This is a genomic window from Streptomyces sp. YIM 98790 (genome assembly GCF_011421595.1).
Lineage (GTDB): Bacteria > Actinomycetota > Actinomycetes > Streptomycetales > Streptomycetaceae > Streptomyces.
Window position 1 is genome coordinate 12,872 of the sequence record NZ_WTLH01000007.1, and the last position, 26,455, is coordinate 39,326.

Genomic DNA, 26,455 nt, shown 5'->3' on the forward strand with positions numbered 1-26,455 from the left:
GGCTGGTCGCCGACGGCAGGCGACACAGTGCGTGAGGAGCACATCATGCTGACATTGGTGACTGGTACGACCGGACAGGTCGGACGCCGCTTCGTGCCCAGGCTGCTCGCCCAGCGGCAGCCGGGCGAGCAGGTGCGAGTCCTGGTACGGGACGCGGCCCGCGGCGAGCGCTTCGCGGCGCTGGGCGCCCAGGTCGCCGTAGGAGACATGCGCAACGAGGAGACACTCGGTAAGGCGCTCGCCGGCGTGGACGCCGTCGTGAATGTCGCCGCCTCCTTCCGCGGGGTGCCCGACGAGGAGGCGTGGGCCGTCAACCGGGACGCGGCGGTGGCCCTGGGCCGCGCCGCGCAGGCCCTGGGCGTGGAGCGGTTCGTGCAGGTCAGCACGAACAATGTGTACGGCGCCGGACGGGGCCGCCCGCTGACCGAGGAGGACGAGAGCCGGCCGGGCGGTGAGATGTGGGGCGCCTACCCCGAGTCCAAGGCCGAGGCCGAGCGCGAACTGCTCGCGCTCCAGGGCCTGGACGTACGTATCGGGCGGCTGCCCTTCGTCTACGGCGAGGGCGACCCGCACCTCGCCAACTCCTTGCACTGGGCCGCCCGTTGGGCGCCGCACCAGCGCCTGCAGATGGCCCACCACGCGGACGTCGCCCAGGGCCTGATGCGTCTGCTGTACGCGCCGGGCATCACCGGCCGGACCTACAACATCGCCGACGACGCCCCCGTCACGACGGTCGAGCTGTACCAGCTCAACGGCGTCGAGGTGCCCGCCGGGCTCCACGAGCACACGGACCCCGACCCGTGGTTCGGGATCATGTCCAACCAGCGGATCCGCCGGGAGCTCGGCTTCCGGCCGATCTACCCGAGCGTCTGGACGGCCCGGGACGCCGGAGCCCTGTGACGGTCACCGCCCCCCGGCCGGTCCACCCCGCGGATCCGCCCCACCAGCACCGCCACCGCCGTCAGGGCCCACCACAGGTACCGCACCCGGCAGCGCCAGGTACGTCACGATCGGCGCGGCAAAAGCGGACGCCCGCTGCCTGCGGCAGCGCACACGCCACGTGGACCACGCCGAGGCCTGCCGGTGACACGCAGCACGCCGCACCGGTGACCACCACCGTGCCCCGCCCGGCCGGAGCCACCCTCAGGTCTGACAAACAAGTGGTATCACCGGGATCGCCAAGGGACTACTGCCGGCCTGCGGTGAGGCAGCCGCCGAAGACGATGCCGAAGCCGTTCAGCACGGTCTCCCAACAGCTGGCCCACGCTCACAGCCGGCGCCTGCGGAATCCAGGGACATGACCGCCATGCAGACGCACTCCAGGACAGCCTGCCCGCTGGAGAACTTGGAGAAACAGCCCCCCGCCTTGACCGCCCGGCGGACCCGGGCCACCACGCCCTCAATCACGCTGATGACGCACACCATCCGGCGGAACCCAGCCGCCGAACCCCAGAAAAGAAACCAAACACCTCCCAGGCGTTCTCCCACAGCCGCACCACCACCGGATACTTCGCTCCCCAGGCGTCGGCGAACTCGGTGAACCGCTCCAGTACGGCGTCCTCGGTCGGCGCGGTGTAGACGGGCTTGAGCGCCTTGGCCATCTTCTCCCGGTCCTGCCGGGCCGCGGAACGGAAGGAGTTGCGCAGCAGGCGGAGCCGTAAAGAATCAACTTGTCGGCGTGTCGCTGCTGACGGAAGCCGGCAGTTCGACGCCGGTGGTGAAGCGGGTCGTGGCGGGCGGCAGGGTGATTCCGGCCTCGCGGAGGACGGGTTGGGCGTCGGCGAGGGCGTTGTTGAGGGTGCCGAGGCTGACGCCGAAGGCGTCGGCCAGGACTTGCCGGGTACCGAGCTTGCGTTCGTAGAGGACGGCGGCCAGGAGGCGCTCGGCGTCGGTGATCTTCTGACGGAAGACGCCTCCGCGGGTACCTGGGGACCGTTCGGGATCGTGACGCTCTCGAGGACCCGGGTGACCGCGCCGTCCAGGCCGGTCCGGTACAGGGAGCCCGCGTCCGGTGTCCCGTCGTAGGCCATGCTGCCGGCCCAGAAGCGGCCGTGCGGGTCGGCGCATCCGTCGTTCATCCGCATGGGGGTCGGCGCGTCCCGCTCGGGGGCAGCCAGCCACTCGGGGTCCGTGCCCGGGTCCAGCAGGCAGACGCCGGTGCCAGCCGCCGCGATCCAGGTGCCGGGCCGGTCGGCGACCGGGACGACCGCGACCAGGGGGACGTCCAGCCGGGCGAGGGTCCGCAGCGGGGCGGTGCCGTCCTCGTCCGGTGTCAGGAGACGGCCCGTGAGGATGTCCACGCAGACGAGTCAGTCCGCCGTCGGTCCAGCGGACGCCCTCGCCGAGTTCCAGGCGGTCCGGCAGGGTCAGGGGCGTCAGGTCGGTCATGGTGAGGCGCTCCGAGGGGTCGTGGGCGGACGGTCAGCGGATCGTGGTTCCCGGGGCGGCGGCGAGCAGCTCCAGTTCGTCGCGGCGGGGCAGCCCCTCCCAGTCGCCGTCCGAGGCGACGGCGAAGGCCCCGAGCGTGTTGGCGCGGGTGAGGCGTCCGACCGGCGGGAGTCCGTCGAGCAGGCCGGAGAGGTATCCGGCGCAGAACGCGTCGCCCGCCCCCACTGTGTCCCGTACGGGCACCCGTAGAGCCGGGACCGTGTGCCGGGAGCCGTTCCGGTTGTGGAGGGCGGCTCCCTCTCCCCCGCGTTTGACGACCACCTCGCGCACTCCGGCGTCCAGCAGCGCGGCGACGGTCCGTTCCTCCCCCTCGGGCCGTTCGGCGAAGGCGTGGGTCACCACAGGCAGTTCGTCGTCCGAGGCGATCAGGACGGTGACGTGCTCCAGCAGCGGGAGCAGGGCCTTGCCCGCGTCCTCGGCGGTCCAGAGCCGCTGGCGGTGGTTGACGTCCAGGGCGACGGTCCAGCCGTGGGCGTGCGCGTGGGCGGCGGCCTCGCGCACCGCCTCCAGCGGGCCGGGGCCGAGGGCGCAGGTGATGCCGGTCAGGTGCAGGACGCGGGCGCCGTCGTCGAGGGCGGGCGCGAGGGCGGCGGGGGTGAGCAGCGAGGCGGCCGAGTGGCTGCGCCAGTAGTGGACGCGCACCAGGTCGGCGACGCGCCGCTCGCGGAGCATGCCGCCGGTGGGCGCCTCGGGGCGGACGCCGGCACGGGCGGTGCCGACGCCCTCGCCGCGCAGCATGCGCAGGATCACGCGGCCGGGCTCGTCGTCGCCGACCAGGCCCGCCCAGGCGGCCCGGTGGCCCAGCCGGGCCAGGCCGATGGCCACGTTGGACTCGGCGCCGGCGACGGTGGTGCGGGCGTCGGCACCGACGGCCAGCGGGCCGGGCAGTTGTACGGCGAGCATGGTCTCGCCGAACGTGAGCACGTCGACGGGCGCGGTCCCCGGGGCGGCGGTCACGCCTCCTCCCGCAGTGGGTCGTGGGCGCAGAGCGCGACGAAGCGGCGGGCGCGGGCGCGCAGGGCGTCCAGGTCGCCGCCGTGCGCGGCGTCGCCCACCAGGGGCGAGCCGACGCCGACCGCGACCGCGCCATGTGAAAGGTACTGTTCGGCGCCGGTGAGGTCGACGCCGCCGACCGGCACGAAGGGCAGGTCGGGGAAGGGGTCGCGCAGCGCCTTCAGGTAGGCCGGGCCGCCGACTGATGCGGGGAAGAGCTTGACGGCGTCGGCCCCGGCCCGGCGGGCGGCGACGGCCTCGGTCGGGGTGAGGGCGCCGGCCAGGACCGGCAGTCCGACGCGGACGGAGGCCGCCACGGACTCGGTGAGCGCGGGGGTCACGATCCAGCTCGCGCCCGCCTCCCGGGCGCGGGCGACGTCGTCCTCGGTGAGCACGGTGCCCGCCCCAACGAGGGCCGAGGGGCCCGCCTCGGCGACGGCGCGGCGGATGACGCCGAGGGCGTCGGCGGTGTTGAGGGAGACCTCGACGAGGGCCACGCCCTCGTCCAGCAGGGTCAGGACCGTGCGCAGCGCGGCGTCGGCGTCCGGGCCGCGCACGATGGCGGCCAGCCGGGTGCGCCGGAGCACGGCGGGGACGGTGTCGGCGTGCACGGTGTGCGGGGGTTTCATGTTCACGTCCGGGAGGGTCGGGGGCGGGCGGGGGTCACCATTCGGCGAAGGAGCCGTCGGTGTGCCGCCAGACGGGGTTATGCCAGTCGGCGACGGTGTCGTCGGCGGCGCGGACCGCCTTCTCGTCCACCTCGACGCCGAGGCCCGGGGCCGAGGTCCGCAGCAGGTGGCCGTCGTGGAAGCGCAGCGGCGTGGTGTCGACCAGGTAGTCCAGCGGGCCGGCGCCCACGTTGTAATGGATGCCTATGCTCTGCTCCTGGATGAGGAAGTTCGGTGTGCTGAAGGCGACTTGCAGGCTGGCGGCGAGCGAGACGGGGCCCAGCGGGCAGTGCGGCGCGAGGAGCACGTCGAAGGTCTCGGCGAGCGCGGCGATCCGGCGGACCTCGGAGATGCCGCCGGCGTGGGAGAGGTCGGGCTGGATGACCGCCACCCCGGCGGTGAGGGCGGGCAGCACGTCGGTGCGCGAGTAGAGGCGTTCCCCGGTGGCCAGCGGCACCGGGGACACCCCGACCAGGTCGCGCAGCCGGTGGGTGTACTCGGGGAGTACGGGTTCCTCGACGAACAGCGGGTTGTACGGGGCGAGATGCGGGAGCACCTTGGCCGCGTTGGCGACCGTGAACCGGCCGTGGAAGTCGACGGCGAAGTCCTTGTCGTCACCGAGTGCCTCGCGAGCGGCGGCCGCCCGGGAGACGACCTCGTCGATGTCCCGGGTGGTCGCCAGCCGGTTCATCCGCCCGGAGGCGTTCATCTTCACCGCGGTGAAACCGGCCTCCACCTGCTCCCGCACCGCCTCGGCGATCTGGGCGGGCTCGTCCCCGCCGACCCAGGTGTAGGCCCGTACGCGGTCGCGCACCGGGCCGCCGAGCATTTGGTGCACCGGCGCGCCGTAGACCTTGCCCGCGATGTCCCAGAGCGCCTGGTCCAGTCCGGCGACCGCGCTGGAGAGGACCGGGCCGCCACGGTAGAACGACCCCTTGGTCATGGTCTGCCAATGGTCCTCGATCCGCAGCGGGTCCCGCCCGACGAGGAGTTCGGACAGTTCGCGCACGGCGGTGCGGACGGTGGCGGCGCGGCCCTCGACCACCGGCTCCCCCCAGCCGACGACGCCGTCGTCCGTCTCGACGCGGCACAGCAGCCAGCGAGGCGGCACGGCGAAGGTCTCGACACGGGTGATCTTCATGCTTCTCCTTGGTGCGGCCGGGTACCGCCGGCCGGTCGGGGTGCCGGGCACGGGCGTCCCCCGCGGGGCGGGCACGGTTCAGGACGAGGCCTTGTAGGCGCTCCAGCCGCCGTCGACGACCAGCGAGGCGCCGGTGACGAAGGAGGCGTCGTCGCTCAGCAGGAAGGCGGTGGCCCCGGCCACCTCTTCGGGACTGCCGAGCCGTCCGGCCACGGTCTGCTCCGCGCTGCGCCGCCGGTCCTCCGCGCCGATGCCGTCCCAGGCTCGGGTGAGCACGGGTCCGGGCAGCAGGGCGTTGACCCGTACGCCGGGCCCGTACTCCACCGCCAACTGGCGTGCCAGACCGGTGAGTCCGGCCTTGGCCGAGGCGTAGGCGGGGCGGCCCGGCAGTCCGACCAGCGCGTGCACCGAGGAGATGAGGACGGCGCAGCCGCGGGTGGCGCGCAGGTCGTCCAGGCAGGCCCGGAAGCCGAGGAAGGCACCGGTGAGCGTGACACCGAGCTGCTGGTTCCACTGGTCGAGCGTCGTGTCGTGGGCGGGGGCGACGCGCACGGCGTAGGCGTTGGAGACGAGGGCCGAGACGGGTCCGTAGGCGCCGCGCACGGTCTCCAGCGCCGCGGCCCAGGACTCCTCGTCGCTCACGTCGGTCGGGTGGAACAGGGCCTCGTGGCCGGCGTCCCGGATGGCGCGGGCTGTGCGTTCCCCTTCCGCGGTGTCGATGTCGGCGACGAGGACGCGGGCTCCCTCGGCCGCGAGCCGTCGGGCGATCGCGGCGCCGATCCCCCCAGCTGCTCCCGTGACCACGGCGACGCGTCCGTCGAAGCGGGGCGCTGTTCCGGAGCGCTGCGGATACGTGGACGGCATGGGCGGCTCCGAGGTCTGCGGTGCGGACGGGTCGGGTCCGGGGCGGTCGGCGAGCATGACCACCCCACGAGGATATTAAATATGAATTATCGAGTCGGGCCAAGGTGCCCGCCTGAGGTACCGCTCACAAAGGGCAGGCCGCGCGGCCACGGCGACCGTCCGGCGACACCCCGCCCCCGCCGCCGCGTCAGCGGGCCCCGTGGGGGGACTCGCGGTCCGCGGGGTCGGCCGTCCGCCCGGTGACGTGATCCAGGTCCTCGACCGCCTTCGCCAGCAGGTCGAGCATGGCGAGTTCGGCCCGGGCCGGGTCGCGGTCGCGCACGGCGTCGAGGACGGCACGGTGGCTGGGCACGGGGTCACCGACGGAGGCGTGGGCGTGGACGAGGCGGCCGCGCTCCCGCAGGCCCGGTTCGAGCAGCATGTCCATCCGGGCCAGCATCTCGTTGCCGGTGGCCGCCAGGAGCGCGCGGTGGAAGGCCGCGTCGGCCTCGGCGGCGACGGCCGAGTCCGCCCGGGCCCGCCCCATGAGGCCGAGCGCCGCCTCCAGGGCCTCGAGGTCGGCCTCCGTCCGGTGCAGGGCGGCACGGTGGGCGGCCGCGGGCTCGACGATGGAACGGACGTCGGCGAGGTCGCGCATCAGTTCCTCACCGGCACCCCCCTCGACACGCCAGCGGATGACGTCCGCGTCGAGCAGGTTCCAGTACTTGCGCTCCCTGACGAACGTGCCCCGCTTCTGGCACAGAAGTCGGGGTTCTCGGGGGTCGGTGAGAGAATCATTGTGGATGAGAATCTGCCGCCCGCATGGGCTGAGAGACTGCGTGCGGCTGGCTATGATGCCCGCAGCATCAGCGAGTTGGGGCTGAAGGGATTGAAAGACGAACCGCTGTTGCGGCTGGCGACTCAGCTGGGCGCTAAGGTTCTTACTCGGGACCGGGGACGACAACTGGATGGTGGATTCTATGAGCTCGGAATACACGTCGATCATCGGGTAAAATCAGTGGATACAGTTCTGAGAATATTGCGAGGTGGCTGATGAAGAACGGGCACGCCGCCAAGAATCCTGAGGAGCGTGACAAGATTCATGCTCGATGGATCGAGCACAGGAACCGGCGAACTGAGGATCCAGATTATCCTGAAGAGTGGTACTTTCAGCAGTGCGGAGGCTGCAGATACTGGGTTCCACTGGCAGGAAAACTTGGCTTGGATTACGGGGCGTGCGCAAATCAGAGATCCCCGTTTGATGCTTCGATCAGATTCGAACATGACGGATGCGAAGCATACGAAGAGTCTGGCGAGGAATGGGCCATCCCGGATGACTTCCCAACCTATTGAGCCGGAACTATTGGGTTGCCTANCCGCGCGTCGACGAGCCCCTTGCCGGCCAGGACCTTCAGCGACTCGCGCATGACGGTCAGGCTGACGTCGAACTCCTCCCCCAGCGCCCGCACGTCCAGTGTCGCCCCCTCGGGCACGGCGCCGCCCACGATGCGCGCTCCGAGCGACTGGACCACCTGTCCGTGCACGCCCCGGGTGCTGTAGGCCGCCATGCCGCCATCTCCTTGACATCGGGCACGCCTCGGGGCGCGCGGGGTGGGGCGCCGCAGGCGCGAACGCGGGCCCATGATAGCGCTGGTCATTAATTATGAATACATCTTGACAGCCCTGTGAACGGCACTGAGGATGAACCCCACTTCGAGGAGCCACTGGCACGGGAGCCGCCTGTCATGCTTTTGTCCCACGTCCACACACCGTCCCCGCCGCTCACGGGACACCTCCCCATGGGAAGCGCGCCCGGGACGCCACGGGCCGTGTCGGTGGACAGCCGATGCGTCCAACGGGACGGCGATCCCTGGATACCGGTCACCGGAGAGTTCCACTTCAGCCGCTACCCGGCCGCCGAGTGGCGCGAGGAGCTGCTGAAGATGCGCGCCGGCGGTGTCGACACCGTGGCCACCTACCTGTTCTGGAACCAGCACGAGGAGCACTGCGGCGTCCTGCGGTTCGACGGCGGGCTCGACGTCTGCCGCTTCGTCGGACTCTGCGGGGAACTGGGACTGGCCGTGGTGGTGCGGATCGGCCCCTGGGCGCACGGGGAATGCCGCAACGGCGGATTCCCCGACTGGCTGGCGGACACCGGCTGCACACCGCGCACCGACGATCCCGCCTACCTGGACCTGGTCCGCCCCTACTACACCCGCATCGCGCGGGAACTGCGAGGGCTCTCCCACGACGAGGGCGGCCCGATCGTCGCCGTGCAGGTGGAGAACGAGCTGTACGACCAGCCCGCCCACCTGGCGACGCTGCGGCGCACGGCCGAGGAGGCGGGCCTGCGGGCGCCGCTGTGGACCGCCACCGCCTGGGGCGCGGCCGACCTCCCCGCCGATGTCCTGCTGCCGCTGTACGGCGGCTACCCGGAGGCGTTCTGGGAGGACGCGCACGAGGGCTGGGCCCGGCACATGCGCCGCCACTACTTCTTCACGCCCATCCGCGACGACCACGCCATCGGCGCCGACCTCAGGTCCCACGCCCCCGCCGGCACGGGGCCGGACGACCGCCGCTACCCCTACGCCACCTGCGAGCTGGGCGGCGGCATGGCCATCGCCTACCACCGCAGGCCCCTGGTGCCGGCCGCCGACATCACCTCGCTGGCGCTGGCCAAGCTCGGCAGCGGCTCGGTGTGGCAGGGCTACTACCTGTATCACGGTTCCTCCCAGCGCCTGGACCACGAGCGGCCCAACCAGGAGTCGCACGACACCGGCTACCCCAACGACCTCCCGGTGGTCACCTACGACTTCCAGGCCCCCCTCGGCGAGTACGGGCAGGTGCGCCCCTCCTTCCACGCCCTGCGCCTGCACCACCTGTTCCTACGGGACTGCGGGGCCGACCTGGCCCGGATGGAACCGGCGCCGCCCGAGGCCGGGCCCGACGGACTGGACGACCGCACCACCCTGCGCTGGACGGTCCGCTCCGACGGCCGGCGCGGCTTCCTGTTCGTCAACAACCACCAGCCGCACGAGCCCCTGCCCCGCCACGACGACGCCCGCTTCCGGGTGCGGCTGGACGACGGGCGCACGGTCACCCTGCCCGACCGGCCGGTGACCGTCCCGTCGGGCGCCCACTTCGTCTGGCCGATCGGCCACGACCTCGGCCACGGGATCGCCCTGGACTGGGCCACCGCCCAGCCCGTGACCCGGCTCCCGGTGGACGGCGTCCCCACGGCGGTGCTGGCCGCCACCGCCGGCGTTCCCGTGACGCTCTCCCTGCCCGCGGGCCTGCGGGTGGAGGGTCCCGCAAAGGTGCGGGCGGACGCGGACGGCACCCTGGTGTCCGTGCCGCAGCCGGGCACGGACGCCCTGCTCACGATCCACGGACCCGCCGGCCGCGTGCGCGTACTCGTCGTGGACGAGCACCAGGCCCTCACCGTCAACCGGGTCCACGTCCAGGGGGAGGACCGCCTGGTCCTCAGCGAGGCTCTCGTCCTGGCCGACGGCGACGAACTCCGTCTGCATACCACCGCGTCCACCACGTCCCTCGCCTTCCTGCCCGCGCCGGACTCGCTCACCGGCACCGGTCTGGGCGCTCCGGCCGCCGACGGCGCCTTCACCCGGTGGCCGCTCGCCCTCCCCGGCGACGCGGCGGAACCCACGGTCACCTGCGTGCGCGCCGAAGCCACCGTTCCGCCCGCGCGGACGGGCGGTTCCCACGACCGGGCGTCGGCCCCGCGCGACGAGGACTTCGACTCGGCGGTCGTGTACCACGTCTCCGTGCCCCACGAGGCGTTCGCCGGTCGGGGCGAGGTGCTGCTGCGGGTGGCGTACACCGGCGACGTGGCCCGCGCGTACATCGGCGGCCGGCTGGTCGCCGACCACTTCTGGTACGGCCCGGACTGGGAGATCGGCCTGCGCCGGTTCGCCGAGGAGGCCGCCGAGCACGGCGTCGAGATCCGCGTCCTGCCGCTGGCCGAGGACAGCGAGGTGTACGTCGACGCCTCCGTGCGCGACGGTCTCGCGGCGGCCCGGGAGAGGGCCTGCGTGGACCGGGTGAGCCTGGTCCACGTGCACCGGGCCACCGTGCGCGCCGCGAACGGAGCCGGCCATGACTGACCCCGGCCGCAGGGCCCTGCTGCGCGGTGCGGCTGGACTGGGCCTCCGAATGGCCGCCCGGCGTCCTGTCGGCGTGCGCGACGTCCTCGGCGGCACCCGTCGCGTCGGGGCCGGTGGACGTCTCCCTGTGGACGCACGATCCCGGATACGTCACCACGTACGAGGAGGCGGTCCGCGACCGGACGCTGATGCGGGGGGGGTCCCGCTTCGACTACCGGATGCGGATCACCAGCGCCGCCCCGGCCGACATCGTCACCCGGATGACGGCGCAGGCGATCGCCGAGGGGAACACCCCCGACCTCGCGGGCATCGTCATCGACCAGTACCCCCGGGTGATGGGGTACGGCATCGCCGAGAACCTCTTCGTCGACCTCTCCGAGACCGTCCGCCCGCTCGGTGGCGGTCTCCTCAAGCTCGCCCCCCTGCACCGTGGACGGGATATCGTGGTCAGCTCACCCGGTGACTACACCCTGCCGCTCGGCATCCAGGCCCTCTTCGGGGCGACCGGCCGCCCGTACGACCTGGTGCTCGCCGGGGCCGTCCTCGCGGCCGTCCCGAGCCTGCTCGTCTTCTTCCTGCTGCGCAAGCATCTCGTCGAAGGGCTGACCGCCGGCGCGGTCAAGAGCTGAGCGGCTCCGTTTCGCTTCCCTTCCTCACCCTTCTCCGCACGGAACCACGGAAGGCGTCCTCGTCCATGCCCACGCCGCTGCCCGCCCACCTTCCCTCCGCCCTCGCCATCTCCCTGTGGGACTTCTCCTGGTACACCCGCACCGGTCCCGGGGAGCCCTTCGCCGACCTCGACCGGGCCTTCGCCGAGGCCGTGGAGCGCGGGTACAACACCGTCCGGATCTGCGCCATGCCCCTGCTGCTGTTCGGCACCGGCGTCGACACCACCCGGCTGCGCCTCGGCCCGCTGGGCGGCGACTACGGTCAGCGGGTCCGCTGGTACGACGTGCGCGGCACGACGGAGATCGACGCCCGCGCGCATCTGCTCGCCCTTTTCGAGGCGGCCCGCCGGCACGACTGCTTCGTCATCCTCTCCAGCTGGGAGTACCAGCAGTCACCGTCCTTCGCCGGCGACCGCTCCTGGTTCGACGCGATCACGGCCATCGAGCCCGAGCGCCGGGCGGAGGCCCTCGCCGACGCCCTCGCCGAACTGATCGACTTCCTCGCCCGCCACGGCGGGCTGGACGACCGGGTCGCCTTCACCGAACTGCACAACGAGGTCCAGGCCGGCCGCCTGACCGAGGGCCTGGCCGCCGACGAGGACCCTGTCGTGGCGCTCCGTCCCCGTCTGGAGCGCGGGCTGGCCCGGTTCCGCGAGCGCCATCCCGACCGTCCCGTGACCGTCAACTACGCCGAGGTCCCCGTCGGTTCCCTGCGCGGCGTCCCCCGCGACGTCGACGTCGCGGTTTTCCACCCGTACGTCTACGGCGTGCTCGACGAACTCCTCGACACCTACGCGCTGCGCGACCCCTCCCGGCCGTTCCCGCAGGAGCGGGCCGAGCGGGAACTGCTGCGCCCCGGCGCGCCGCGGCTGGAGGAGTGGCTGCCGCCGGAGGAGGACCGGTGGCGCCTGGAGGCCACGGTCGTCGGCCGGCGCGAGGTCTACGTCCACGACTGGTGCGACCCCGACCGCTTCGACGCCTGGCTCTACGACCGGTACGCCCTGCACCGGGCGGCCATGGAGGCCACCCTCGCCCTGTGGACGGCGGCGGCCGCCGACTGGGCCGCCGAAACCGGTGTCCCGCTCGTCTTCGGGGAGGGCTGGGTCGGCTACACACCGCTGCACAGCGGTTTCGAGGGAGGCCCGGTCGGGTCCGCCATCTGCCGCCGGGCCGTCGCCGGGGCCGCCCGGGCCGGAGTGCGCGGTGCCGTCGTCTGCTCCAACGCCGCCCCGCAGCACCCGATGTGGGGGGACGTCGGTCTGCAGCGGGAGTGCAACGCCCTGCTGGGCGGGGACCGGTGACACCGCGGTGACGGCCGGGCGCGTCAGACGGCGCCGATCAGTTCGGGGCGGCGTCCGTCACGGACGAGGACCGGGATGACCGACAGCGGTGCGTCGAGGAGGACCTCCTGGCCGCCCTCGTACACACGGCCGTCGTGGAGGGCGATCCACCGCGCGCCTGCGGGGAGGTGGACCGTCCTCTCCCCGGCGCCGGGCCGGGTCACGGGCGCCACGAGCAGGTCGGGGCCGAACATGTACTGGTCGGCGAGGTACCAGCAGCGCGGGTCGTCGGGGAATTCGTAGAACATGGCGCGCAGCACGGGAGAGCCGAGTTCATGGCTCTCCCGCATTAGTTCGCGCAGGTAGGGGCGGAGGGACTCCCTCAGCCGGAGGTGACCGGCGAGGATCTCGTACACCTCGTCGCCGAAGCTCCACACCTCGTTGCCGGCGCCGGTCGGGCAGCGGGGGGTGCCGTCGGCCCGGCTCACCTCCGACGCCGGTCGCCGGTCACCGTGCAGCCGCATGACCGGGCAGAAGACGCCGTACTGGAACCAGCGCACCAGCAGTTCGCGGAACGCGGGGTCGTCGGGGTCGCCGCCGTGGAAGCCGCCGATGTCCGTGGTCCACCACGGTATGCCGACGGCGCCCATGTGCAGGCCCGCGGTGGTCTGCCGGCGGAAGTCCTCCCAGGAGGAGGCGATGTCGCCGGACCAGACCAGGGCGCCGTAGCGCTGGCTGCAGGCCCAGGCGCAGCACACCAGGTTGACCGGGTTCTCCTGCCCGGCCGCGACCATGCCCTCGTGGAAGCGGCGGGAGAACGCCTTCGGGTAGATGTTGCCCATCTGGAACGCGGAACCCGCGTGGTAGCGCTAGGCGCCGTAGTTGTAGGTCTCGTACTCCGGCTCGGCCTCGTCGAGCCAGAACAACCGCACGCCCTTGTCGTAGTAGTTGCGCTTGCACACGTCCCAGACGAACGCGCGGGCGGCGGGATTGGTCGCGGTGCGCCCGCTCCGCCCCGAGAGGCGAAAAACTGATCCCCTTGGCGGGTGTGCGGGCAGGGTCGCGCTCTCATGATCTTGTACGGAGGTGCCCCGGATGGAGAACAACGCACCTGCTCGCCGGGGACGCCCACGGGGTACTGCTGTGGCACAGGGGAAGCTGTCCACCCAGCAGGGAGCGATCGTCCGGTTCATCACCGAGAACGCAGCGCCGGTCGAGAGCCAGATGCTGCTGCTTGAGTCCGGCTGGGTGCGTGCCAACCTCAGCAGTGCCTGCTGAGCTCTGGCGAGCAGATCAGCGCACGGGCCGGGTCGCCGAACAGGGCCATGGCGGAGAGTTCGGAGAACGCCTTGAGGCAGTCGCCCAGCTCGCGGGGCTGGGTGATGGTGATCTCCGCCGTGAGGGTCTCGACGGTGGCGCGCTGCTGGTCATGGAGGTAGCAGGCCTCCAGCGGCCAGACGGTGCGCGCGGCGGTGAAAGGGATGATGCCCAGGGAGACCGAGGGCAGGGCCATGACCTGATGCAGGTGACGCAGCTGCCCGCGCATCGTCGCGGTGTCGCCGACCCGGTAGCGCAGCACCGTCTCCTCCAGCAGCACGCCGAAGCGGTGCCCGCCCTCGTAGAGGAAGCGGGAGCGGGTCAGGCGGGCGGCGACGGCGTCGGCGACGTCATCGGGGGTGCCCTGGAAGCGGGTGATGGCGGTCAGCAGGGCGGTGGCGTAGGCGGGGGTCTGGAAAAAGCCGGGCACCACGTTGGAGGCGTAGACCCGGCAGATCCCGGTGCGTTCGTACAGGGCGTTGTAGTCCTGCTGGGTGCGTCGCATCCCGCCGCGCTGGCGGCGGCGCCACTCCATGTACATGGAGTCCACCGCGCGGGCGGTGGCGATAAGGTCCTCCGCCTGGCCGTCGGCGCCGCAGGCCGCGCACCAGGCGCGGATGTCGGCATCGGAGGGGGCGCTGGTGCCTTTTTGGATGCGGGTGGTCTTCGCCGGGTGCCACCCGCAGCGCTCGGACAGCTCCCGCCCGCTCAGGCCGGCGTCCCTGCGCAGGTGCGCCGGCCGCACCGCCAGGGCTTCGCGGGCAGCCTGGGCGCTGGAGGACGGGGACTCGGGCATCAGTGGGCGGGGAGGGAGCAGGTTGGTCAGAGGGTGAAGTGCTCAGGGGGGGATCGCGCGGTCCCAGACGGCTTCGAAGGCCCTCGCGCACAGTTCGATGACGGCCGGGTCGCGGGTGGCGGACCAGCGCGGCTCGTCCCATGCGCCGTCGCCGGTGAAGTGGTTGAACAGCACCACGCTCTTGTCGAAGAGCCAGAAGTCGTTCCCAGGCAGGGCGATGTCGGATGCCTGGCGGCGCGGCAGCCGGCGCACCAGTTCTCCGGCGAGGTTCACCGGCGTGCCGGCGTGTTCGTAGCGGATGTAGTCCGTCACCGGCACCGACACGATCCGAGCCCGCCTCATCACCACCCCGCGGCCGACCGCCTCGCGCACCACGGATGTCCAGCCGCGCCAGAACGGCGAGCGCGGATCCCGGCAGCACGGCCGCGAGAGTGGCGACTGCGGCTGTGGCGGCCGCTCGGAGCTTCCTGGGCAGCGTCATGGTGCTGTCTGCTTGGGCGGGTGACGTACGAAGTCCCACCCCGATCATGTCCACTACATGCAGCGACTAGTTAACTCCATGGAGTGAAAACCTGCTGCTGGGTGCGTGTCCTGCTGCCACAGACAGGCATCGTCGTATGCCCCTTACTGCCTCGGTAGGGCTCGCCGGCAGACCGAACGTCCAGGAGCCGGAGCATCAGGTGCAGTGCCGGGACGGTCCTTCCCGCGCCGGGCGCGCCGGTGACCACCAGACGGCCCGGCCGCAGCCGCCGGCAGGAGGCTCAGGGTGCCGTCCGGGGTGGCGCCTTCGGCGTTGTGGGACGGGGCGGGGTGAAGGCGAAGACCAGGTCGACGGCCTCCGTGCCGCCGCCCAGCAGCCGATGATGTTCTTCCTGCTCGCGCTGCTTCACCTGGACGGCCGCCGGTCCGCCCACCCGGCCGCCCGGCGGCGGTGCCCGGATGCGGGCAGCCGGGTGCGGCACGAGACTGGCCAGGAAGGCCCACCCCTTGGTGCAGGAGGTCGTCATGGCGCGCAGCAAGCAGTCCCGTACCCGCTACCACGTCCTGCCCGACCACGACGCGGCCTCGGACGAGCGGTGGAAAGTCCGGCAGGAGGGCGGGCGGGAAGGCGAGGCGTGCCGCACGCAGCGGCAGGCGATCAGCGCCGCCCGCGCCCGGGCCAGGGAGCACGAGCGCTCCCAGGTGATCGTGCACGGCCGCGACGGGAGGGTCCGCACCGAATACACCCACGGCAGCGACCCGCGCCGCACCCCCGGCTGACGGCCGGCGGATAGCACAGATGGCCCGGCAAGACGGCAGTGGCGGCCGGCTGGAGGCGGCGGCCGATCGCCTCTACGGAGACGTGGACCCCAAAGAGTTCACCGCCGTGCGGGACGAGCTCGCCGCCAGGGCGCGCCGGGCCGGTGACCGGCAGCCGGCCCAGGCCATCGCCCGGCTGCGCAAACCCACCATCGCGGCATGGGCCAGCAACCTCTTCGTGAGGAGACGGCCGGCGGAGACCGCGGGCCTGCTGCGGCTCGGCGCGCAGCTGCGGGAGGCGTTCGCGAGCGCGGACCGCGACCAGGTCCGGGAACTCACGCGGCAGCAGCGCCGGCTCGTGGCCGCGCTGGCCCGGCGGGCCGCCGACCTGGCCGCGCAGGAAGGACACCGCATCGGCACCGGAGCGCAGTCGGAGATCGAACAGACGCTGCGGGCCGCGCTCGCCGATGAAGGAGCTGCCCGGCAGTGGGCGAGCGGTCGGCTGCAGCGGCCGCTGCCCCCGCCCACGGCAGGTCTGGTGGCGCCCGGCGCCGGTCCGGAGGCCGCCCCGGCAGCACGGGACGCGCAACGCGCGGAGGAACGGCGGCGCGCCGATGCCGAGCGGCGGGAGCAGGAACAGCAGCGCGCGGCCGAGCGGAAAACGGCCCGGCAAGCGGCCGAGGACACCGCAGCCGGACTGCGCGCCCGCGAGGACGAGCACCGACGGGCCCGGGCCGACGCCCAGCGCGCCCGGGAGGACGCTGACGCCGCGCACCGCCGGGCCCAGGTGATGGCCGAACAACTGCGCCGGGCCGAGAAGGCTGCGCAGCAGGCCGGGCAGCACCACCGCCAGGCCGAAGAACAGGCCACCGCCGCCGAGGAGGCCGTGGCCGGGGCCCGCCGCCGCGCCGAGGAGGCCGCCGCGCACCTGAAGCGCCTGGGCGGGTAGCGGGCCCGGCGGGCGGTCGCTGTGGCGCAGCCCGCTCTGCCCCGGTATGCCGGGGCAGAGCGGTCGGTCTTGGAGGGCTCTCCACTCAGACCGAGTTCCGCGAAGCTGTCGATGCCCTGCGCCAGAAGGCCGACGGGGGCGCCCCCGTGGTCCTGACCTGACGCAGGCGCAGGAGGTCCCCGCGCCCGCCTGGTAGCCGACGAGGCCGGTGGGCACCTGCTCGCGGGAGCCGCGGGCGCCCTGTCGTCACAAGGGCTTCGCTGTCCGGTAAGGAGGGGCGTCCCGGTCGGCGGCCTCCGGCCGGTATCGCCGGAGGCCGTCCTGGGCGGAAGCCCCGTCCAGAACAGCTCGGTGTCGAGCGGACACTCGCGTCGGACGGCCTGGTGCACGCTCACATGCCGTCACGGGGCGGCTTTGGGGCAGTACGTCACGGAGATGCCATCACCAGCACCCAGCGGACTCCCATGTACCGTCCCAGTACTTCTCCCAGGTCATCGTGGACCCGGTCCGTGGGCCGTAGATGCCGTCGACGGCGAGTCCGGCGCCGAAGTGGTTGTGGAACCGCTGTACGTTCTTCACCGCGTTCTCGGTGTCCGGGCCGAAGATGCCGTCCCGGGCGATGTCCTGCCCGTAGCACTTCCACATCGTGTACTGAAGGTGCATCACGCCGTCGCCGCGGTCGCCACGGCGGAGCGTGCAACTGGTGTTCTGGGTGTCGAAGCCCCGTGTGGGCTTGTAGTAGAAGGTGTCAGCCAGCCCGAAGTAGCTGTTCCCGTTGCACACGGTGGCTTGCGTGCTGAGGGGGGCGGCCTGGGCTCCCGGCGCCACGAGGAGCATGCCGGCGCCGGCGGCTAACGCGGTCAGCACTGATCGGAGCTTCATGGGTTCTCCTCCCTGTCGTGGTGCCCTTCGCCTGGTTCCGAGATCAGTAATCCGGCACCGGGCGTGCCGTCAATCACACGCCCTTCAGCGCCGGTGCCCGTTCCGCGGCGGCAAGCGAGACACCTCGTTTCCGTGGGGTTGTCCGGATCGAGGGCTGTCGTTCGTCACTAGGGTGCAACGGCAGTCGCAGGAAGGAGAGCACGGCGATGAAGTACATGATGTTTGTCTGCACCGATCCGGAGCCGGATACGGACACCCGCGACGAACCCGACATCGATGTGTGGGTGGCGGAGAACGATGCCGCCGGCAGGCGCGTGCAGGGGATGGTGCTGGCGCCGGAGTCGGCGGCGACCACGGTGCGCGTGCGCGATGGCCGGCTGCTGATCTCGGACGGCCCGTTCGCGGAGACCAGGGAGGTGATCGTGGGCTTCGACCTGCTCGAATGCGCAGACCTCGATGAGGCGATCGAGGTCGCCCGCACCCACCCGATGGCCCGTCGCGGACGTATCGAGATACGCCCGCTGGCCGACTTCGAGCAGTGACCGACGCTGCGCGGGCCGCGGCCGACCGGGCTGCCGCGGCTGCGGCCACCGAGGCGTACCCGCGTATCGTCGCGGCGCTGATCCGTGTGACGGGCGACTGGACCCTGGCCGAGGACTGCGCCCAGGAGGCCCTGGCCTCGGCGCTTGCACGATGGCCCGCCGACGGTGTGCCGTCGAACCCCGGTGGCTGGCTGATGTCGGTGGCCCGCAACCGCGCTGTCGATGTGCTGCGGCGCGCTTCCGTCGAGCGGCGCAAGCTGCGCGAGCTGGCCGTGCTGGCGCTGACCGCGGCCACCGGGGAACCGGCGCGGGAGGAGGCCGTGGACGACCGGCTCCGGCTGATCTTCACCTGTTGTCACCCCGCGCTGTCCCTGGAGGCTCGGGTGGCGCTGACACTGCGCACGATCTGCGCGGTCCCGACCGCGGACATCGCCCGGTCGTTCCTGGTCAGCGAGTCCACGATGACCCGGCGGCTGACCCGGGCCAAGGCGAAGATCGCGCAGGCCCGCATCCCCTACCGGGTGCCCGGCGGTGCGGCCCGGGCGGAACGGCTGCCGGGTGTTCTGGCGGTGCTCTACCTGTTGTTCACCCACGGCTACAGCGGCGACGGGGAGCCGGCGTTCGCCGAGGAGGCGATCCGGCTGGCCCGGCTGCTGACGCGGCTGATGCCCGGCCAGCCCGAGGCGTCGGCGCTGCTCGCCCTCTTTCTTCTGCAGCATTCCCGGCACGATGCCCGCCGGGACGCCGAAGGCCGCCCGGTCCCCCTGGACAAGCAGGACCGGTCCCGCTGGGATGACGCCGCGATCGGCGAGGCCGTGGGCATCCTGTCCGGCCTGCGGCACCTGGGTCCCTATGCGCTGCAAGCACAGATCGCCGCCTGCCATGCCACCGCGGAATCCATCGGCGACACCGACTGGCGCAGGATCGCCACGTGCTACGACCAGCTCATCCGGCTCCAGCCGAGCCCGGTGATCGGACTGAACCGGGCCGTGGCGCACGGGTACGCGTACGGGCCCTCAGCCGGACTCGCGCTGCTCGCGCAGGCCCGCGCAGGCGGTGCCCTCGACGACTACCCGCTGGCCGTCGCCGCCGAGGCGGACCTCACCGCCCGCGCCGGTGACCGCCGGCATGCCGCCGCCCTGTTCCGGCAGGCAGCTGCACGCACCGGCAACGAGGCCGAGCGCAGGGCGCTGCTCGAGCGTGCCGACACGCTGTAGAGGAAGGAAGATCTCTTGGAACTGCTCGAGGCGCTCGACGCGCTCAACGGCCAGCGCAGACACGTCCAGGGCATCGTGGAGGGCTTGGCCGAGGAGCATCTCCGCCGCCCGGTGCTGCCGTCCGGCTGGACCTGCCTGACGCTGATCAACCATCTCGCGCTGGATGTCGAACGGTTCTGGTTCCGCGCGGTGGTCGGGGGCCAGCAAGCCGCAATCGAGGAGCTGGCCGCGGCCGACGACGCCTGGCAGGTCGGCCCGGAGGTGCCGGCCCGCCACGTCCTCGGCACCTACCAGCGGCAGATCGACCTGGCGAACGCCGTCATCTCGTCCACGGCCGCGGATGCCGCACCGGCGTGGTGGCCGCCGGACTCGCTCCACGGCCGGCGTCCGCGAACCCTGCGAGAGGTGGTCATGCACGTCATCGTGGAGACCGCCTGCCACGCCGGGCACCTGGACGCGTGCCGCGAGTTGATCGACGGACGGCAGTGGCTGGTCATGACATGAGCTGCCCCGCCCGTCCGGACCACCGGATGCGGTGTCCGGTCAGCCGTTGGCTCTCCTCCGCCGGCAGCTCGAGCGCGGCGGAGGTGCCGAGGACGCAACCGGGTGCGTTCGGCTGCAGGGGGGCCGTTCTCGCTTGTGAGCACCTGCCGCAGGCCCGGGTCCGCCCCGGCTTCGTCCCAGCCGGCCCGGCCTGGTCCAGGAGGCGGAAAGGTGGTGGTGAATGTCAGATAACCGGCGATTGCCGGAATTTTACTGATAGGGAGTCTGTGGTACGGGAAGTTCGGGAGCAGGTGATGCGAGGGAGGCGCGGCCATGGTGGTTCCTGGCGTCGACGGGAATACCGGGAGCTGGTCGACCGCGGCCGGGGGGCGATCCCGGGGTCTTGAGGATCTTCTGGACGCCGGGACCATCGTGGTGGACGGCCAGGGTCTGATGACCGAGGTGAGCCCGCGGGCGGAGGAGCTGCTGCGCCGCAGCGCGACGGACATGCTGGGCCGGGATGCCCATGATCTGCTGCACCGCGGAAGCTGTGGTGAGCGGCTGCCGCGCAGCCGGTGTCAGCTGCGGCGGACGATTCTGGGCGGCCGGACGGGGCAGGGTGACCAGGCGTGGTTCGAGCGCGGGGACGGCTCCGTGATGCAGGTGGGCTGGCTGGTCACGCCCTGCCGTATGCCGGGGCCTGGGCCGGGGGTGCTGGTGCACTTCTATCCGGTGTCCTTGCCGGAGGCTGCCGGTCGGGAGTCGGCGAGTCCCACGGCGTCGATGTCGGAGCTCGACCGTCTGGCCCTGCTGTCGGAGACGACCACGGTCTTCGCCTCCACGCTGGATGTCCAGGAGGCACTGGGCCAGCTGGTGCGGCTGGTGGTGCCGCTGCTGGCGGACTGGGTGGTGGTGGATCTGCTGACCGAGGAAGGCGGGGTGCAGCGCACGGCGGTGGTGCACTACCGGGAGGGCACGCTGGTGCACCGGGAGGATCTGGAGGGGCCGATGCCGCCGGTGCCGGAGGAATCCTCGATGCCTCTGGCGCTGGCGCTTCGGGGGGTCTCCGCGACGCTCACGGGCCCCGAGCACTACCAGGGGGCTCTCGACTCGGGCATCGCCCTCGCGCAGCGGGATCTGTTCCAGGCCGCGGGCATCCACTCCGCGGCCGTCGTCCCGGTCCGCAGCCAGCGGGAGGCGGTCGGGGCGCTGACCCTGGGACTGGCCGAGCGGCCCGGGTCCTTCACCGCGGCCGATCTCACGCTGATCGAGGACATCGGCCGCCGGGCCGGGCTGGCGCTGGACAACGCGTGGCTCTTCCAGCAGCAGCGGCGGGTCGCCGAGACCATGCAGCGTCACCTGCTGCCGACGCTGCCGAGGGTGCCGGGGCTGGAGATGACCGCACGGTACGTGCCGGCGCCGCAGGCCTCGCAGGTCGGCGGGGACTGGTACGACGCCTTCGTCCCGTCCGAAGAGGTGACCGCCCTGGTGATCGGCGACGTGGTCGGCCACGACCTCGACGCCGCCGGGGGCATGGCGCAGGTCTGCAACATGCTGCGTGCCTACGCCTGGCTGCAGCACGAAGCCCCGAGTGCGGTGGTGGGCCGGCTGGACCAGGCGGTCACCCGCATCGGGATGGTGCCGCTTGCCACCGTTGTCCTGGCCCACGTCGCATGCTCACCGGACGGCGCGTGGCGGCTGCGCTGGACCAACGCCGGCCACCTCCCACCGCTGCTGGTCGAACACAACGGGCGGGCCCGCTTCCTCAACGGCGGGCACGACATCTTGCTGGGCACCGGCTTCGCTCCCGCCCGCACCGACGCCATCGCCGAGCTGCCGCCGGACTCGACGCTGCTGCTCTACACCGACGGGCTGATCGAATCCCCCGCCCGTTCCCTCGACGAAGGGATGAACCGGCTGCTTCGCCAGGCCGCGGCACTGGCCCAGCATCCTCTCAATCCGCTGTGCGACCTGCTGCTGCACCGTGTCCGCCCCGCCGACAACGACGACGACGTCGCCCTGCTCGCCTGCCGGGTGTCGCCCAGGGACTGACCGGCCGGCGCTGTGGCCTGCGCAGCGCGGCGGGGTCGGAGCCTGCCTGGCGGGCCAGGCGGGCGTGCAGGTCCTGGTCCGTGACGGGCACACGGACCAGGGCGCGGCAGGGCGCGCGGCAGTGCTCAGCTGCCGGTTCCGGCCCGGGTGTGGCGGCCTGCGGGCCGGGGGCCGTGCCAGTCCAGACATACAACGGTGGCATCGTCCCGAAGGTGTCCGCCGCAGGCTTCGGTCACCGCCTGGGCCAGGGTGCGGACCACCTCGCGGGGGTGTGCGCCGGCGGTGTTGCGGATCACGTCGGGCAGGTCGAGGGATTCGGCTTGGCGTTCTTGCATGCCGTCGGTGTAGAGCACCAGACGGTCGCCCGGAAGCAGGTCGAGGTCCTGAACCCGGTAGGGGCCGGGTGCGTGGATGCCGAAAGGCAGGTCGACGTGCAGGCGTACCCGGCCGACCGTGCCTCCGCGCAGGCGCAGGGGCCATGGGTGGCCGGCGTTGACGAGCCGTGCGCCGGACCCGTCGAGCGCGATGCGCACGAGCTGGCCGGTGGCGTGGGTGTCGCGGCCGTGGTCGAGCAGGGCCTGATTGGTCCGGCGGGCTTGTTCGGCCAGGTCCTTCTCGGCGCGGCGGGCGCCGCGGGAGGCGTTGACCAGGAGAGTGGCCATGAGGGAGGCGTCGACGTCATGCCCCATGGCATCGGTGATGGACAGGTGCACGGTGTCATGGTCGAGGCAGTAGTCGTAGGTGTCCCCGGCGATGGCGTCGGACGGCACCAGGGCGCAGGCGAGGGTGAACTGGGGGGCCTCGCAGGAGGGCGCCGAGGGCAGGAGCTGGCGCTGGATCTCCGCGGCCAGGGTGAGCGGCGTGGTGCGCTGACCCCAGTGGTAGAGGTCGGTGAAGCGGCGGTCGGTGACGATGATGTACGCCAGCGCGTGCGCGGCCTGCTGGACCTGCTCCAGCACTTCCTGCGTGGGACGGGGCAGGAACAGCTCCAGTACGCCGATGGTGTCGCCCCGGTTGGTGACCGGGGCGACGACCCGCTGCCCGTGTCCGTTGCCGGCGGCCTGCACCAGCTTCTGGGTACGCAGGACCTTGTCGTAGATGCTTCCGGTCAGGGGAATCCGGTCGGCACGTCGGCCCTGCTGGGTGGCGGCCTCTTCACTGATCCGCACCATCTGCCGGCCAACGATGTCGACCAGCAGGAAGGTCACGTACCGCGCACCGAACCGGTCCCGCAGATTCTGCGCGACCATGTCCACGGACCGCACCGGCGCCGCGTCCTCGGCTGCGGCCAGAAGTTCGGCCAGTCCGATCCGATCATTCATGATCATCTTCTCCCAGTGTGTTCTTGCGCGCGCCTGCCTGGCCGCGGACAACCATCCCCGTCGATCGGCCGTCGCGGCCCGCCGGGCGCGGGGAGCCGGACCCCTTCGGGCGGAAGCCGAAACGGGTGGGGTCGATGCCGTTGTTCTTCCATCGGCTGCGGTGAACACGCCGCCGGGGAGCACGGAAGCACCACATTCCCGGCACGGCCTGGCACACCGGGCACCGGCCTCGCCTGCGGGGATCGGGCGGCTGCCGGCGGCTGCGCCGGATCGTCATGGGTGTCCCGTACCGTCCTCGCACCGGCTGCTCCCTTCCCCAGATCGGGCACGTCCAACGAACGCCCTGACCAGGAGTTGCCCGCCGTGAGGCCAAGCGGGTGACCCACACCCCGGCGAGGACCCGGCTCTGGGCCGGGGTCCGGTCCCGGCCCCTGGACTTGTGCACGGTGGGACAACGACATCGCAGGTGGTTTCGTCGCTCTCCCCCCGGCGCGACCGGCGTTCCGGTACGCCGTCACCCGCAGCACGCCTGGCGTGCGCGGACAGGACGCGGCGGGCGGGGCGGCCGGTCCCCGTGGTCAGCCGATGACGGGGCGTTCCTCGGGGTGCTGGAAGCGGCGGGTGCGTTCACGCAGGGCGAGAGCGGAGACCAGGGTGATGGGACCGAGGCGGCCGACGAACATCAGCACGATGATGATCACCTCACCGGCCGGGGGAAGCTCGGTGGTCAGCCCGGCGGACAGGCCCACGGTGCCGAAGGCGGAGACCGCCTCGAACAGCACGACGTCGAAGCGGTCCTGGACCATGGCCAGCAACGCGATGGTGGCCAGTGTCACCAGCCCTACCCCGAGCAGGGCCACGGTCAGGGCCTGGCGCAGCACGTGGGGGGCGAGGCGGCGGTGGAAGGCACCGGAGTTCGGCTCGCCGCGCACCTCGGCGAGGATCGCGGCCCCGAGGACGGCGAAGGTGGTGACCTTGATGCCGCCGGCGGTGCCGGCGCTGCCTCCGCCGATGAACATCAGCACACAGGTGACCAGCAGCGTGGCGTGCCCCAGGGCGGCGATGTCGATGGCGTTGCAGCCGGCGGTGCGGGCCATGGCGGAGTGGAAGAAGGCATTGAGAATCTTGCCGGGCACGTCCATCGGCCCCAGTGTCCCGGGGTTGGTCCATCCCAGTCCCAGCGTCGCGGCCGTCCCGGCCGCCAGCGGGACGGCGGTGGTGGTGGCGGTGAGCTTGATGTGCAGCGACCAGTTCCGGCTGCCGGTGGCGGGCGCGGTGCCGCAGCATCTCGATGATCACGGGGAAGCCGATACCGCCCAGAATCACCGCCGCGGCCACCGGGAGAGTGATCCAGGGGTCGGTGGCGTAGCGGACCAGGCTGTCGGGGTACAGGCCGAAGCCGGCGTTGTTGAAGGCGGAGACGGCGTGGAAGACCCCGAGTACAGCGCGTCGCCGAACGGCTGCCCGTAGCCCAGGCGGAAGCGGGCGGTCAGCAGCACGGCGGTGACGCTCTCGATGACCAGGGAGATCAGGGCCACCCGGGAGACGACACCGCGCACGTCGCCCAGTCCGAGGGTCTTGGTCTCCGCCTGGGCGGTCAGCTGCATCCGCAGCCGCAGCTTGCCTGCGATCAGCAGGGCCAGCAGTGAGGCCATCGTCATGATCCCGAAACCGCCCACCTGGATCAGCCCCAGGATCACACCCTGGCCGAAGCCGCTCCAGTACGAGCCGGTGTCCACCACCAGCCCGGTCACACACCGCCGACGTCGCCGTGAACAGCGCGTCCACCAGCCCGGTCGCCTCACCGGACTGCGAGGACGCCGGCAGCTCCTGCGCCGTCACCGACAGGTGCCGGTTTTTCCGAAAATGCCTCCCGTGCCGTGTCCCCCGGGCGGGAGGGCCCGTTGAGCACAGCGGATCGTTGCCGTGCCTGCTCTGGAGGTTGCTGTGCTGCATGTACGTACCGCCCCGGCGGTGGCCCTGACGGCCGTGGCCGTTGCCGTGTCCGCCGCGGGAGGCGCCCAGGCGACCTCCATCGTCGGCGCCGGCAACGGGGCCTGGGACAACACGTGCGTGAACCGCAGCGGCACGCCGACCGCCGCCACCGCCACCACGGACGGCACCGGCCTGCTCAACAGCCTGATCCTGACCCTTCCCGGCAGCGGACCGGCCAACCAGTGCGGCAACCTGGGCTTCCAGGCCACCGAGGAGACCACCGTCGTCAACGACAACGACCTCGTCGACGTCGACGAGACCCTCAACAACCTGTCCACGAACGTGCTCGGTGTACAGGTCGATGACAACAACCTGGCGCTGCTGCAGTGACCCCGTCATGTTTTTCGCAGTCCTGCACCAGGGAGGTCCGGTCACCGCCTGGCGTGGCGCCATGTGCGGCCGGTTACGGGCGGCAGGTCTGCATGACGCAGCTGCCCGCGTAGGGCTCCGACACCGCACCGAAGCCATGGGGAGCGCGATGTTCGACACCAGCGACCTGGGCGTTTTCCGGGCTTGGACGTCGGCCAGCACGCGCATCACGGCCACGGGCTCGCCCTTCCGGGCGTGCGTGACACGGCAGCGTGGTCTCGTGGCTGAGGACACGGTGGTGGCCAGCATGCGGCTCATCGCGGCCGGCACCGAGGGCTCGGCCCGGTAGAAGACCCGGGTGCCGCGCCACGCCCGCCGGCCCGCCGGCCCGCGTAGGCGTCTGCGGCGTGGGTACCCGGTCGCCATGGCATCGCTGATCCCGCAGGAGGCGGTGCGCCTGTCACCCCTGCGTATGCGCTGGTGCCGGCTGGCGTTCGTGCACTGGCCCTTCGAGCCGGCCGCGGTCCAACGGCTGCTCCCGAGCGGGCTGCTGGTCGAGGAGTACGACGGGCGGGCCTGGGTCGGCCTGACGCCGTTCGTGATGACGGACATACGGCCCGCCGGCATGCCGGCTGTGCCGGCGGCACGGCGGCTGGCCACGCTCCTGGAGACGAACCTGCGCACCTACGTGCGTGGTCCGGACGGGCGTGACGGCCTGTGGTTCCTGTCCGTCCACGCGTCCGGCGCCGTGGTGAGCATGATGGCAAGGGCGAGCACAGGCGCCCCCTACCACCTGGGCGATCTGAGCGTCACGGAGCACGGCGGGGTGCTCGCCTGCGCCGGCAGCCGGCGCGGCGGCGAGCCGTTCTACCAGCTGCGTATCCGCCCCGGTGACCCGATCGACCCCTCGGACTTCGACGTGTGGTTGACCACCCGGTGGCGGGTCTACACGCGGCGCTGCGGAATGCTGCTGCGTACCCCGGTGTGGCACGAGCCGTGGCCGCTGTGCACGGCGTCGGTCGAGGAGCTCGCCGAGACCGTTACCTCGGCGGCCGGCCTGCCCCGGCCGGCCGCCGAGCCGATCGCCCACTACACGCCCGGAGCCGGCCACGTCCGCATCGGCCTCCCGCGACCAGCCGCCGCGCGGCACTGACCGCCGCCTGCCGGCCGCGCCGGAAACTCGTCGA

The 26,455-nt window shown here is 72.3% G+C and carries 28 protein-coding genes and 4 pseudogenes; 16 read left to right on the forward strand and 16 right to left on the reverse strand.

Annotation, left to right across the window (positions count from 1 at the left end; translation table 11 throughout):
• Positions 1–45: 45 nt before the first annotated feature.
• Positions 46–900, forward strand: a complete 855-nt coding sequence (locus tag GQS09_RS02370) for an NAD(P)-dependent oxidoreductase (RefSeq protein WP_165984276.1) — start codon at positions 46–48, stop codon at positions 898–900.
• A gap of 503 nt (positions 901–1,403) precedes the next feature.
• On the opposite strand, the gene GQS09_RS02375 is transcribed toward GQS09_RS02370, so the two are convergent.
• The 7 genes and pseudogenes from GQS09_RS02375 to GQS09_RS02405 form a co-directional block, all read right to left on the reverse strand.
• Complete coding sequence (locus GQS09_RS02375) at positions 1,404–1,649, reverse strand: transposase (RefSeq protein ID WP_165984325.1); 246 nt, start codon at positions 1,647–1,649, stop codon at positions 1,404–1,406.
• Between the two features lie 252 nt (positions 1,650–1,901).
• Positions 1,902–2,388 (reverse strand): annotated as a pseudogene (locus GQS09_RS02380) (SMP-30/gluconolactonase/LRE family protein); the annotation flags it as partial.
• Positions 2,389–2,421: 33 nt separating this feature from the next.
• Entirely contained in the window at positions 2,422–3,405 is a 984-nt protein-coding gene (locus GQS09_RS02385) for a sugar kinase (RefSeq protein WP_165984277.1), read from the reverse strand.
• Positions 3,402–4,070: a bifunctional 4-hydroxy-2-oxoglutarate aldolase/2-dehydro-3-deoxy-phosphogluconate aldolase gene (locus tag GQS09_RS02390; RefSeq protein ID WP_165984326.1), complete on the reverse strand. Its 669-nt coding sequence runs from the start codon at positions 4,068–4,070 to the stop codon at positions 3,402–3,404. The genes GQS09_RS02385 and GQS09_RS02390 overlap by 4 nt, the downstream gene beginning before the upstream one ends.
• Before the next feature lie 34 nt (positions 4,071–4,104).
• On the reverse strand, positions 4,105–5,250 hold the full coding sequence (gene dgoD, locus GQS09_RS02395; RefSeq protein ID WP_165984278.1) for a galactonate dehydratase: 1,146 nt from the start codon (positions 5,248–5,250) through the stop codon (positions 4,105–4,107).
• A 78-nt stretch (positions 5,251–5,328) separates the two neighbouring features.
• Positions 5,329–6,114 (reverse strand): SDR family NAD(P)-dependent oxidoreductase, encoded by a 786-nt coding sequence (locus GQS09_RS02400; protein ID WP_165984327.1) that lies wholly within the window; start codon positions 6,112–6,114, stop codon positions 5,329–5,331.
• Between the two features lie 187 nt (positions 6,115–6,301).
• Positions 6,302–6,850, reverse strand: a pseudogene (locus GQS09_RS02405) (FadR/GntR family transcriptional regulator); the annotation flags it as partial.
• 42 nt (positions 6,851–6,892) lie between these two features.
• On the opposite strand from GQS09_RS02405, the gene GQS09_RS30895 reads away from it, so the two are divergent.
• Entirely contained in the window at positions 6,893–7,147 is a 255-nt protein-coding gene (locus GQS09_RS30895; RefSeq protein WP_165984280.1) for a DUF5615 family PIN-like protein, read from the forward strand.
• Complete coding sequence (locus GQS09_RS02415; protein WP_165984281.1) at positions 7,147–7,446, forward strand: DUF3027 domain-containing protein; 300 nt, start codon at positions 7,147–7,149, stop codon at positions 7,444–7,446. The genes GQS09_RS30895 and GQS09_RS02415 overlap by 1 nt, the downstream gene beginning before the upstream one ends.
• Here the strand turns inward: GQS09_RS02415 and GQS09_RS02420 are convergent.
• On the reverse strand, positions 7,440–7,661 hold the full coding sequence (locus GQS09_RS02420; protein WP_279577688.1) for a GntR family transcriptional regulator: 222 nt from the start codon (positions 7,659–7,661) through the stop codon (positions 7,440–7,442). The two genes, GQS09_RS02415 and GQS09_RS02420, sit on opposite strands and share 7 nt — an antisense overlap.
• Positions 7,662–7,892: 231 nt before the next feature.
• Between GQS09_RS02420 and GQS09_RS02425 the strand changes: the two genes are divergently transcribed.
• The 3 genes from GQS09_RS02425 to GQS09_RS02440 all read left to right on the forward strand — a co-directional run bounded on the left by GQS09_RS02425 (position 7,893) and on the right by GQS09_RS02440 (position 12,186).
• Positions 7,893–10,217: a beta-galactosidase gene (locus GQS09_RS02425; protein WP_243761055.1), complete on the forward strand. Its 2,325-nt coding sequence runs from the start codon at positions 7,893–7,895 to the stop codon at positions 10,215–10,217.
• A 113-nt stretch (positions 10,218–10,330) separates the two neighbouring features.
• Complete coding sequence (locus GQS09_RS28990; protein WP_243761056.1) at positions 10,331–10,846, forward strand: hypothetical protein; 516 nt, start codon at positions 10,331–10,333, stop codon at positions 10,844–10,846.
• Between the two features lie 65 nt (positions 10,847–10,911).
• Complete coding sequence (locus tag GQS09_RS02440) at positions 10,912–12,186, forward strand: cellulase-like family protein (RefSeq protein ID WP_165984283.1); 1,275 nt, start codon at positions 10,912–10,914, stop codon at positions 12,184–12,186.
• 23 nt (positions 12,187–12,209) lie between these two features.
• Here GQS09_RS02440 and GQS09_RS02445 read toward each other — a convergent pair whose 3' ends face one another.
• Positions 12,210–13,007: a glycoside hydrolase family 31 protein gene (locus GQS09_RS02445; protein WP_207957382.1), complete on the reverse strand. Its 798-nt coding sequence runs from the start codon at positions 13,005–13,007 to the stop codon at positions 12,210–12,212.
• Between the two features lie 301 nt (positions 13,008–13,308).
• Between GQS09_RS02445 and GQS09_RS30240 the strand changes: the two genes are divergently transcribed.
• Complete coding sequence (locus GQS09_RS30240; protein ID WP_279577689.1) at positions 13,309–13,443, forward strand: hypothetical protein; 135 nt, start codon at positions 13,309–13,311, stop codon at positions 13,441–13,443.
• Here GQS09_RS30240 and GQS09_RS02450 read toward each other — a convergent pair.
• From GQS09_RS02450 to GQS09_RS02460, 3 genes and pseudogenes are all read right to left on the reverse strand, one after another.
• A complete protein-coding gene (locus GQS09_RS02450; protein ID WP_165984284.1) occupies positions 13,427–14,278 on the reverse strand; it encodes a helix-turn-helix transcriptional regulator in 852 nt (283 codons plus the stop codon). The genes GQS09_RS30240 and GQS09_RS02450 overlap by 17 nt on opposite strands.
• Before the next feature lie 42 nt (positions 14,279–14,320).
• Positions 14,321–14,689, reverse strand: a pseudogene (locus GQS09_RS02455) (DUF6879 family protein); the annotation flags it as partial.
• A gap of 350 nt (positions 14,690–15,039) precedes the next feature.
• Positions 15,040–15,285 (reverse strand): hypothetical protein, encoded by a 246-nt coding sequence (locus GQS09_RS02460; protein WP_165984285.1) that lies wholly within the window; start codon positions 15,283–15,285, stop codon positions 15,040–15,042.
• Here GQS09_RS02460 and GQS09_RS02465 point away from each other — a divergent pair.
• Both GQS09_RS02465 and GQS09_RS02470 read left to right on the forward strand, forming a co-directional pair.
• Entirely contained in the window at positions 15,284–15,538 is a 255-nt protein-coding gene (locus GQS09_RS02465) for a DUF2188 domain-containing protein (protein WP_165984286.1), read from the forward strand. The genes GQS09_RS02460 and GQS09_RS02465 overlap by 2 nt on opposite strands.
• A gap of 19 nt (positions 15,539–15,557) precedes the next feature.
• Positions 15,558–16,466 (forward strand): hypothetical protein, encoded by a 909-nt coding sequence (locus tag GQS09_RS02470; protein ID WP_165984287.1) that lies wholly within the window; start codon positions 15,558–15,560, stop codon positions 16,464–16,466.
• 441 nt (positions 16,467–16,907) lie between these two features.
• On the opposite strand, the gene GQS09_RS02475 is transcribed toward GQS09_RS02470, so the two are convergent.
• A complete protein-coding gene (locus GQS09_RS02475; protein WP_165984288.1) occupies positions 16,908–17,348 on the reverse strand; it encodes a peptidoglycan-binding protein in 441 nt (146 codons plus the stop codon).
• Positions 17,349–17,554: 206 nt separating this feature from the next.
• Here GQS09_RS02475 and GQS09_RS02480 point away from each other — a divergent pair, with 206 nt between their 5' ends.
• The 4 genes from GQS09_RS02480 to GQS09_RS02495 all read left to right on the forward strand — a co-directional run bounded on the left by GQS09_RS02480 (position 17,555) and on the right by GQS09_RS02495 (position 21,642).
• Positions 17,555–17,890 (forward strand): YciI family protein, encoded by a 336-nt coding sequence (locus GQS09_RS02480; protein ID WP_165984289.1) that lies wholly within the window; start codon positions 17,555–17,557, stop codon positions 17,888–17,890.
• Positions 17,887–19,107: an RNA polymerase sigma factor gene (locus GQS09_RS02485; protein WP_165984290.1), complete on the forward strand. Its 1,221-nt coding sequence runs from the start codon at positions 17,887–17,889 to the stop codon at positions 19,105–19,107. Before GQS09_RS02480 ends, GQS09_RS02485 begins: the two co-directional genes overlap by 4 nt.
• A gap of 15 nt (positions 19,108–19,122) precedes the next feature.
• A complete protein-coding gene (locus GQS09_RS02490; protein ID WP_165984291.1) occupies positions 19,123–19,611 on the forward strand; it encodes a DUF664 domain-containing protein in 489 nt (162 codons plus the stop codon).
• Between the two features lie 312 nt (positions 19,612–19,923).
• Complete coding sequence (locus GQS09_RS02495; protein WP_165984292.1) at positions 19,924–21,642, forward strand: SpoIIE family protein phosphatase; 1,719 nt, start codon at positions 19,924–19,926, stop codon at positions 21,640–21,642.
• 125 nt (positions 21,643–21,767) lie between these two features.
• Here the strand turns inward: GQS09_RS02495 and GQS09_RS02500 are convergent, their stop codons facing one another.
• From GQS09_RS02500 to GQS09_RS29000, 3 genes and pseudogenes are all read right to left on the reverse strand, one after another.
• Positions 21,768–22,964, reverse strand: coding sequence for a GAF domain-containing SpoIIE family protein phosphatase (locus tag GQS09_RS02500; protein ID WP_207957383.1), 1,197 nt, complete (start codon positions 22,962–22,964; stop codon positions 21,768–21,770).
• 578 nt (positions 22,965–23,542) lie between these two features.
• On the reverse strand, positions 23,543–24,106 hold the full coding sequence (locus GQS09_RS28995) for a potassium transporter TrkG (RefSeq protein WP_243761057.1): 564 nt from the start codon (positions 24,104–24,106) through the stop codon (positions 23,543–23,545).
• 178 nt (positions 24,107–24,284) lie between these two features.
• A pseudogene (locus GQS09_RS29000) lies at positions 24,285–24,920 on the reverse strand (potassium transporter TrkG); the annotation flags it as partial.
• Here GQS09_RS29000 and GQS09_RS02510 point away from each other — a divergent pair.
• The 3 genes from GQS09_RS02510 to GQS09_RS02520 all read left to right on the forward strand — a co-directional run bounded on the left by GQS09_RS02510 (position 24,912) and on the right by GQS09_RS02520 (position 26,421).
• On the forward strand, positions 24,912–25,289 hold the full coding sequence (locus GQS09_RS02510; RefSeq protein WP_165984293.1) for a hypothetical protein: 378 nt from the start codon (positions 24,912–24,914) through the stop codon (positions 25,287–25,289). The pseudogene GQS09_RS29000 and the gene GQS09_RS02510 sit on opposite strands and share 9 nt — an antisense overlap.
• A 148-nt stretch (positions 25,290–25,437) precedes the next feature.
• A complete protein-coding gene (locus tag GQS09_RS02515) occupies positions 25,438–25,617 on the forward strand; it encodes a hypothetical protein (protein ID WP_165984294.1) in 180 nt (59 codons plus the stop codon).
• Positions 25,618–25,692: 75 nt separating this feature from the next.
• Positions 25,693–26,421: a YqjF family protein gene (locus GQS09_RS02520; RefSeq protein WP_165984295.1), complete on the forward strand. Its 729-nt coding sequence runs from the start codon at positions 25,693–25,695 to the stop codon at positions 26,419–26,421.
• Positions 26,422–26,455: the final 34 nt, after the last annotated feature.